The 7,198-nt window shown below is 71.6% G+C and carries 9 protein-coding genes; 6 read left to right on the forward strand and 3 right to left on the reverse strand.

The annotated features are described in order from the left end of the window. Positions 1 to 72: 72 nt before the first annotated feature. A complete protein-coding gene (locus tag ACFWEP_RS29015) occupies positions 73 to 387 on the reverse strand; it encodes a DUF5955 family protein (protein WP_387374384.1) in 315 nt (104 codons plus the stop codon). A gap of 201 nt (positions 388 to 588) precedes the next feature. Between ACFWEP_RS29015 and ACFWEP_RS29020 the strand changes: the two genes are divergently transcribed. Next, positions 589 to 1,200 carry an NTP transferase domain-containing protein gene (locus ACFWEP_RS29020; protein WP_387374386.1) on the forward strand — a complete coding sequence of 204 codons (612 nt, stop codon included), beginning with the start codon at positions 589 to 591 and terminating at the stop codon, positions 1,198 to 1,200. Positions 1,201 to 1,296: 96 nt separating this feature from the next. On the opposite strand, the gene ACFWEP_RS29025 is transcribed toward ACFWEP_RS29020, so the two are convergent. Then, positions 1,297 to 1,761, reverse strand: coding sequence for a hypothetical protein (locus ACFWEP_RS29025; protein ID WP_387374388.1), 465 nt, complete (start codon positions 1,759 to 1,761; stop codon positions 1,297 to 1,299). Between the two features lie 225 nt (positions 1,762 to 1,986). Between ACFWEP_RS29025 and aceB the strand changes: the two genes are divergently transcribed. The 3 genes from aceB (at position 1,987) to ACFWEP_RS29040 (ending at position 5,483) form a co-directional block, all read left to right on the forward strand. Continuing rightward, a complete protein-coding gene (gene aceB / locus ACFWEP_RS29030) occupies positions 1,987 to 3,606 on the forward strand; it encodes a malate synthase A (protein ID WP_387374390.1) in 1,620 nt (539 codons plus the stop codon). 153 nt (positions 3,607 to 3,759) lie between these two features. Beyond that, positions 3,760 to 4,365, forward strand: coding sequence for an RNA polymerase sigma factor (locus ACFWEP_RS29035; protein WP_387374400.1), 606 nt, complete (start codon positions 3,760 to 3,762; stop codon positions 4,363 to 4,365). Beyond that, positions 4,362 to 5,483 (forward strand): CU044_5270 family protein, encoded by a 1,122-nt coding sequence (locus tag ACFWEP_RS29040; RefSeq protein ID WP_387374392.1) that lies wholly within the window; start codon positions 4,362 to 4,364, stop codon positions 5,481 to 5,483. The genes ACFWEP_RS29035 and ACFWEP_RS29040 overlap by 4 nt, the downstream gene beginning before the upstream one ends. A 10-nt stretch (positions 5,484 to 5,493) precedes the next feature. On the opposite strand, the gene ACFWEP_RS29045 is transcribed toward ACFWEP_RS29040, so the two are convergent. Then, positions 5,494 to 5,907 (reverse strand): ATP-binding protein, encoded by a 414-nt coding sequence (locus ACFWEP_RS29045; protein WP_387374394.1) that lies wholly within the window; start codon positions 5,905 to 5,907, stop codon positions 5,494 to 5,496. Positions 5,908 to 6,112: 205 nt separating this feature from the next. On the opposite strand from ACFWEP_RS29045, the gene ACFWEP_RS29050 reads away from it, so the two are divergent. Together ACFWEP_RS29050 and ACFWEP_RS29055 are read left to right on the forward strand one after the other, a co-directional pair. After that, positions 6,113 to 6,946: a helix-turn-helix domain-containing protein gene (locus tag ACFWEP_RS29050; RefSeq protein ID WP_387374396.1), complete on the forward strand. Its 834-nt coding sequence runs from the start codon at positions 6,113 to 6,115 to the stop codon at positions 6,944 to 6,946. Next, positions 6,943 to 7,152, forward strand: coding sequence for a DUF397 domain-containing protein (locus tag ACFWEP_RS29055; protein ID WP_387374398.1), 210 nt, complete (start codon positions 6,943 to 6,945; stop codon positions 7,150 to 7,152). Before ACFWEP_RS29050 ends, ACFWEP_RS29055 begins: the two co-directional genes overlap by 4 nt. Positions 7,153 to 7,198 lie beyond the last annotated feature (46 nt).

A 7,198-nucleotide genomic window follows, 5' to 3' on the forward strand; every position in this document is an offset into this window, starting at 1 on the left:
CTCCCGTATACGACGTGCGCACGACTCGCGGGCGGCCCGCCGTACGCTTTCGAGGCCCGTCCGCGTGGCGCGTCACCCGCGCGGCGGCTCCCCGAAGAGATCCACCGCGTTCCGCACCGCCCGGAGGCCGGGTGCCAACGCGCTCACCGAGCCGATCGCCCCCGCGATCAGCAGCAGGGAACGGCGGAGCCGGGGAATCTCGGGCACTCCGCCGGACGCCATGGCGTCCAGCGCGGCCAGTTCCTCGTCCGCGATCCCCCGGTCGGAGAACTCCGCGGGATGACCGGCCAGCTCGCGACGGAGCCGGGACACCGCTGTCCGCAACTCCGTGACCCTGGGGTCCTCACCGCTCCCGGTCACCCGCTTCTGCTCCACACTTCGCAACAATGCACTCCCCCTCGCACGCCATCGTGCCGTCTGCCTTTCGCGCCCCGGCGCATGGTCAAGTGCGCCGGAGTGGAGGCAAGTTAACGCCATCGGGGGTGGCCGGCGCCACTCCGTGACGAGAAATCGGGGTTACCCCCGAGAGTGACCCCGACTTCTCGTGTGCGAGCACGTTCGACGGAGTGTCGGTGGTATCCAGTGCATATGGTCCCTGTACGGAAGAACTCCCTGGTCACCGGGGTACTGCTGGCCGCCGGCGGCGGTCGGCGCCTCGGCGGCCGGCCCAAGGCGCTCCTCACGTACCGAGGACGCCCGCTGGTCGAACACGCGATTCGATCACTTCGCGACGGCGGCTGTGACCGGATCGTGGTGGTCCTGGGCGCCGCCGCCGAGAAGGTACGGTCCCGGGCGTCGCTCGCGGGATGCGCGGTGACGGTCAATGCGGAGTGGCAGCGGGGCATGAGCGGTTCGCTGCGCGCGGGGCTGACCGCACTCGCGGGGACCGGAGCGGACGCGGCGCTCGTCCTTCTCGTCGACCAGCCCGGCATCGGCGCCGAGGCGGTGTCCCGGGTCCGTGCGGCCCACACCTCGCGTGCGGGCCTGGCGGCAGCCTCGTACGACGGCACGCGCGGCCACCCGGTACTCCTCGGCGCGGACCACTGGACGGGCGTGTCGGCGGGAGCCACGGGCGACCAGGGAGCCCGCGCCTACCTGCGGGAGCACCGGGATGCGCTCACGCTCGTCGAGTGCGGGGACGTGGCACAGCCGTACGACATCGACACCCCGGAGGACCTGGCTCGCCTGAAGGACCGGTGAGGAGCCGCTGCGGCACCCCGTCCCCGTGCCCCTCTCCCCTCCGCTTCCGCGGCGACGCGGAGTCCGGGCCGCGCAGCGCGCGGCACTGGCCAGGGTCTACAGGCCCAGGCCCAGGCGTTCGGCGAATACGGAGAAGGCGGGTGCCACGACCCGCCATCGGCACGGATCGGTTTCGTCCGTCCAGAAATCGGTGCCGACGACCCGTGGGTCCGAAGGGTCGGTCCGGTAGTCGAGCGCGAGGGCGCCGTCGTCACCAGGATCGCGCGTGATGGCGATCAGCACGGCTTGGTCGGCGTCCAGCCACGGCAGGTCGAGCGGGCCGTCCGACCGGCTTCCTCGTCCCACTCCGAAGAAGCCGGAGTGCGGATCGTCGGCGAACATGTCCAGCGACCGGGACGCGTGCATCATCTGCTCCGGGTCCCTCACGAAGGCCAGCGGGTCCTCGAACCACGGAACGGCCTCCGCCAGTACGGCATCGCCCGGGTGTTGCCAGAGACCGCGCTCGATGAGGGACGTCAGCCGGGCGGGCAGGACCAGCCCTCGGACCGTCGTAGTTGCCATGACGCACATGTTCGCACCGCCGCCGAGGAGGCCTGGGCCGCAGCCCGCAGGGTTCGCCTCGCCGCGCGCGACGCCTGCGAACCATTGAGGTTCCACCATGAGGAAACTATTATCCACTAGCCAGAAGAAACGGCCGGACGGGGACCCTTGCAGGCCCCCGCACACCCGGCGTCCCGCCCGCAAACCACCCGCACGCTCGCCCGCTCGCTGAAGGAGTGACAGCTCATGTCCGCACCCGCGCCCTCCCCGCTGGCCATCGTCGACGCCGATCCCCTGCCCCGGCAGGAGGAGGTGCTGACCGACGCGGCCCTCGCGTTCGTGGCCGAGCTGCACCGGCGGTTCACGCCCCGCCGCGACGAGCTCCTCGCCCGCCGGAGTGAGCGCCGTGCCGAGATCGCCCGCACCTCCACCCTGGACTTCCTGCCCGAGACGGCCGGCGTCCGCGCCGACGACTCCTGGCGGGTGGCGCCCGCACCGGCGGCGCTGAACGACCGCCGGGTGGAGATCACCGGGCCGACGGACCGGAAGATGACGGTCAACGCGCTCAACTCCGGCGCCCGGATCTGGCTCGCCGACTTCGAGGACGCCTCGGCCCCCACCTGGGAGAACGTCGTCCTCGGGCAGCTCAATCTGATCGACGCCTACGAGCGCCGCATCGACTTCACCGACCCGGGGTCCGGGAAGGCGTACGCCCTGCGGCCCGCCGAGGAGCTGGCGACCGTCGTCACCCGCCCGCGCGGCTGGCACCTGGACGAGCGTCATCTCCAGCTCGACGGAACCCCGGTCCCCGGAGCCCTGGTCGACTTCGGCCTGTACTTCTTCCACAACGCGCAGCGGCTGATCGACCTCGGCAAGGGCCCGTACTTCTATCTCCCGAAGACGGAGTCCCACCTGGAGGCCCGGCTCTGGAACGACGTATTCGTCTTCGCCCAGGAGTACGTCGGCATCCCGCAGGGCACGGTCCGCGCCACCGTCCTCATCGAGACGATCACCGCCGCCTACGAAATGGAGGAGATCCTCTACGAGTTGCGCGAGCACGCCTCCGGCCTCAACGCCGGGCGCTGGGACTATCTCTTCTCCATCGTGAAGAACTTCCGCGACGGCGGTACCAAGTTCGTGCTGCCGGACCGCAACGCGGTCACGATGACGGCCCCGTTCATGCGCGCGTACACCGAACTCCTCGTCCGCACCTGCCACAAGAGGGGCGCGCACGCCATCGGCGGCATGGCGGCCTTCATCCCCTCGCGCCGCGACGCCGAGGTCAACAAGGTCGCGTTCGAGAAGGTCAAGGCGGACAAGGACCGTGAGGCCGCCGACGGCTTCGACGGTTCCTGGGTCGCCCACCCGGACCTGGTCCCGATCGCCCTCGCCTCCTTCGACGCGGTGCTCGGCGAGAAGCCGAACCAGAAGGACCGGCTCCGCGAGGACGTCTCGGTGGCGGCGGGCGACCTGATCGCCGTCGACACCCTGGACGCCCGCCCCACCTACGAAGGCTGGCGCAACGCGGTCGCGGTCGGCATCCGCTACATCGAGGCCTGGCTGCGCGGCACGGGCGCGGTCGCCATCTTCGGCCTCATGGAGGACGCGGCGACGGCGGAGATCTCCCGCTCGCAGATCTGGCAGTGGATCAACGCGGACGTGGTCTTCGAGAACGGCGAACACGCCACCGCCGACCTCGCCCGCAAGGTCGCCGCCGAGGAACTCGCCACCGTCCGCGCCGAGATCGGCGAGGCGGCCTTCGCGGCCGGGCGCTGGCAGCAGGCCCACGACCTGCTGCTCCAAGTGGCGCTGGACACCGATTACACGGACTTCCTCACCCTGCCCGCGTACGAGCAGCTGCGCTGAGCGCACCCCGCTCCCGCCCGGCCGCCCCCGGCACCGCACCACGCCGGGGGCGGTCGCGCGCGTACGCGTGGCGAGTCGGCATGACCCAGGTCACAGGAACCCGGCCCGTGCCGCGGAGAGGTGACAGGTGTGAGGGAACAAGAAGACGACGACCTGCGCCGACGCGTACGCGCGGGTGAACGCGAGGCGTTCGCCGAGCTGTACGAGGAGTGCGCGCCCCGGGTCCACCGGCACGCTCTGCGGCTGACGGGCGACCCGTCGGCCGCCGAGGACATCATGTCGGAGACCTTTCTGACCGCCTGGCGCCGGCGGGAGACCGTGACGGAGGAGGGCGGTCCGCTGCTCCCCTGGCTCCTCGGCATCGCCACCCACAAGTGCGAGAACGCCCGGCGCGGAGCCCGCCGCCGCATCGCCTTCCTCGCCCGCGGGCCGAGACCCGAAGTGGTGCCGGACTTCGCCCCGGAGACCGTGGGCCGCCTCGACGACACACAGAAGCTGCGGGCCGTCCGGGAGTCGCTCGGCAAGCTGCGACGGCACGAACGGGAGGTGCTCTCCCTGTGCGTGTGGTCCGGCCTCGACTACGAGCAGGCGGCGCAGGCTCTCGGGGTGCCGGTCGGGACGGTGCGCTCGCGCCTCTCGCGCGCCCGCAAGAGACTCGCCCGGCTCGTGGAAGAGGAACGGGAACCGCGCGGCACTCGCGGAGAGGTGACAGGTACGGCCGTACTCACGGCCCTGCCCGTACGGGAGGAGACCCGATGAACCACGACCACACCGGCCTGTCCCGGGACCGGCGCGGCCTCCGGCGGATGCCGGACGCCGACGCCCGGGAGATCGCCCGGCTGCTGCCGGCCCCGGACGTGGACGCGCTCTCCCCCGAGCGGCACCGCCACCACAAGGAACTGCTCATGAACCTCATCGACCGCGACACGGCCGAACAGAGCGACACCACCACCGCCCCCGGAACCGACGTGCCCGAACGGTCGGCCCGTCGCCGCCTCCTCCGCCCCGCCCTGCTCGTACCGGTGTCGGCGTTCGCCCTCGCCGGGGTGGTGGTCACCGCCGTCGCCGTCGCCCCGGGCCCGGACCGGCCGGCGGCGTCCGCCTCGCCCGCCGCCGGCGCGAGCGGACACGGCGGCCCGGCCCTGCTGCACCGCATCTCCGCGGTGGCGCTGCGCACCGGTGTGCCCGCCGTCCGCGACGACCAGTTCCTCTACATCCGTTCCACGGTCCGGGGAGCGGACCTCACCAGCGGGAAGGCGGTGGTCGGCCCGCTGGAAGAGCGCGAGGAGTGGGCCGCCCAGGACCCGCGTCCGCTGAAGAAGCTCGGCCTGGTCCGGACCGGCGGGGAAACCTTCGCCATCAACGCGGAGTTGGGCGACACGGAGGGCACGCCCGCCGGGCTCAGCCGTCCCACCTACGCCTGGCTCGGCTCGCTCCCGACCGACCCCGAGAAGCTCCTCACGTACCTCTACGCGCACACCCCCGAGTCCCCGGACCAGGAGCGCGCCCAAGCCGTCTTCGACCGGATCGGCGACCTGCTGACCGCGGTGATGCCGCCCCGTACCGCTGCCGCCCTGTACGAGGCCGCGGCCGGACTTCCGGGGGTGGTCGAGGCCCCGCAGGCCGCCGACGCCCTCGGGCGGCACGGGCTCGGCATCGCTCGTGACGACACCCGGTACGGCACCCGGACCGAGTGGGTCTTCGACCGGACCGACCTCTCCTTCCTCGGTTCGCGCAGCTACCTCACCGAGGACACCTCGTACGGGGAGTCGGGGACCCTCCTCTCCAGCCTGGCCCGGACCGGCTGGGGCGTGGTCGACCGGGCGGGCGAGCTGCCCGCGAAGCCGGCGGGAGAGAAGCAGACCGAGCAGAGCTGACGGCGCACGGTCAGACGGTGCCGGGCGGGCCCTTCTCCCCGCACACCTCCGCCCACACCGTCTTGCCCGGCGCTCCCGGTCGGGGCGCGACGCCCCAGCGGTCGGCGAGCCGGGAGACGAGCAGGAGCCCCCGGCCCGACTCCTCGTCCAGGGCCGGTTCGCGCGGCTCACCGGGTGCCGGGCACCGCTCGGTGCGGGTGTCCGTCACCTCCACCCGCAGGGTGCTGCCCACCTCGGTGAGCCGCACGTGGACGTCCCGGCCCGCCACCCGCCCGTGACGCACCGCGTTCGCGGTCAGCTCGGCGGCGATGAGGGACAGGGTGTCGTTCGTCTCCGAAGCCCAGGGGTGCCCCCACTCGTGGAGCCGGAGCGAGACGAGCCAACGGGACAACGGGGCACCGCGCGGCGTCGAGGTGAACCGCATGGTGAACTCCCTTGTTGGAGTGCGGTTTTCAACCATTTCCCCGGGATGGGCAATTGCTTCGTTCATGAGGAGAACCCTGGCCGCGTCCGCACATCTTGACCAGGACCGACGCACTCACGGCCCGGGGCTGTACGCGGCGACGGTCACCCTGTACACGCGACGGAGCGTGAGGAGGCAGGGCGGAACGATCGTGGAGGCAGGCGTCATGCCGGAGCAGCAGCAACCACCCGAGGCGTACGAGAGCGGGACGGGCATCCTGGCCGTCTTCGGGCGCCAGTTGAAACTGTTCCGGGCGGCGGCCGGTCTGGAACGCGCCCAGCTCGGCACCTTGACCGGATACTCCGCCTCCACGATCGCCGCGTTCGAGCAAGGACGGCGCATCCCGCCACCGAGGTTCATCGATCAGGTGGACGAGGTCCTGCGGGCCAACGGGGTGCTGAGCGCGGGCAAGGAGGAAGTGGCGCGCGCCCAGTATCCGGCCTTCTTCCGGGACGCGGCCAAGCTGGAGGCGGAAGCGGCGGAACTCTCCGGCTACGAAACCCTGGTGGTCAACGGGCCACTCCAGACCGAGGAGTACACCCGCTCGCTGCTTAAGGAGCGGCGTCCGCTGCTCGACGAGGCCACCATCGAACAGCGGGTGGCAGCGCGGCAGGCACGGCAGGAGATCTTCAACCGCTGGCCCGCTCCGCTGCTCAGCTTCGTGATGGAGGAGTACGTCATCACTCGGGGCCTGGGCGGCCGCGAGGCGAGACGCGGCCAACTCGAACATCTGCTGCTGATCGGGCAGAAGCGCAATGTCGAGATCCAGGTGATGCCGGCCGACCGCGAGGACAACGCGGGCGTGGACGGACCGTTCACCGTCTTCACCCCGCAGCACGGCGAGTCAGTCGGCTATCTCGAAGTGCAGGGCCGGAGCACACTGGTGACCGAGCGGGCGGAGGTCCGCGCCCTGTCGGCCCGCTATGGGATCATCCGAGCCCAGGCTCTCAACCCGCGTGAGTCCCTGGGCTTCATCGAGAAACAGCTGGGAGAGGTATGAACGTCCACGTCACCACGGGTAGTTCCGCCGCAGAGCTGCGCTGGTACAAGAGCAGCCACAGCGGAGCCGAAGGCGGAGACTGCCTAGAGGTGGCCGCCTCCCCCGGCACCGTCCACGTACGCGACTCCAAGCAGCACACCGGCCCGACACTCGCCCTGGCCCCACATGCCTGGGCCGCGTTCGTGACCGACGCCGCACGCTACTGACCCGGGCCGTGCAGCAAAACGGCCGCCCCGCCCCCGCTGGTGTGCG

This window comes from Streptomyces sp. NPDC060198 (assembly GCF_042728415.1).
In the GTDB taxonomy this organism is placed as follows: domain Bacteria; phylum Actinomycetota; class Actinomycetes; order Streptomycetales; family Streptomycetaceae; genus Streptomyces.